Consider the following 667-nt stretch of genomic DNA (forward strand, 5'->3'; position numbering starts at 1 on the left):
GAGGGTGTCGCAAAAGCTCATGTTATCCATTAAGATCGGTGTTCTTTCTGTTAAACGCCGATCTTTTATGACCTTATTCACTCGAACGCTGGAATCGTCTGCTCACACCAAACGTCAGTTTGTCAAAGCGCAGCATTTACCTGTATTGGCCGGTTCTCTTTCCCTTTGTGATTATCTCAGGCAAATGGGCGAACGCAGTGCATTTATTGTCGCTGAGGTTTTGGATGAACAAGACTGGGGACCTTTCGAACACCGTTATGCTTCAACAGGCAGGGCGCCGTATTCTCCCCGTTCAATGATGGGGATCCTGCTTTATGGGATCATGAAAGGACACTGCTCGCTCAGAGCACTTGAACACCTGGCGCGTTTAGATTTGGGGTGTATTTTTGTCAGTTATGGCGTGACACCTGATCACGCCAGCCTTGGGCGTTTCATTTATCAGCATCAAGCTGTCCTGACAGGGACGTTTTTTAAAGAACTGACCTTATCTGTTTTGCGCCGCAGCCAATCCGGGATTTCGTGCCTGGCGGGTGACGGAACAGTGATTGAAGCTGCGTGCTCTTATTATCATCTTTTGACTCAGGAAGCGATTTCACGAGAAAAAAGCGCCCTCACGGCAGCGCCCGCTACTGCGCGGACAGAAAAACGCATTAAGCAATTGGAACAG

General features: G+C 48.9%; 1 protein-coding gene. It reads left to right on the forward strand.

Annotated features, from left to right (window positions below; all coding sequences use genetic code 11):
- Positions 1-67 precede the first annotated feature (67 nt).
- Positions 68-667, forward strand: a 600-nt coding sequence (locus C5470_RS23195) for a transposase (RefSeq protein WP_242688283.1), incomplete at its 3' end; no start/stop codon positions are given.

This window comes from Photorhabdus stackebrandtii (genome assembly GCF_011189495.1).
In the GTDB taxonomy this organism is placed as follows: Bacteria; Pseudomonadota; Gammaproteobacteria; order Enterobacterales; family Enterobacteriaceae; genus Photorhabdus; species Photorhabdus khanii.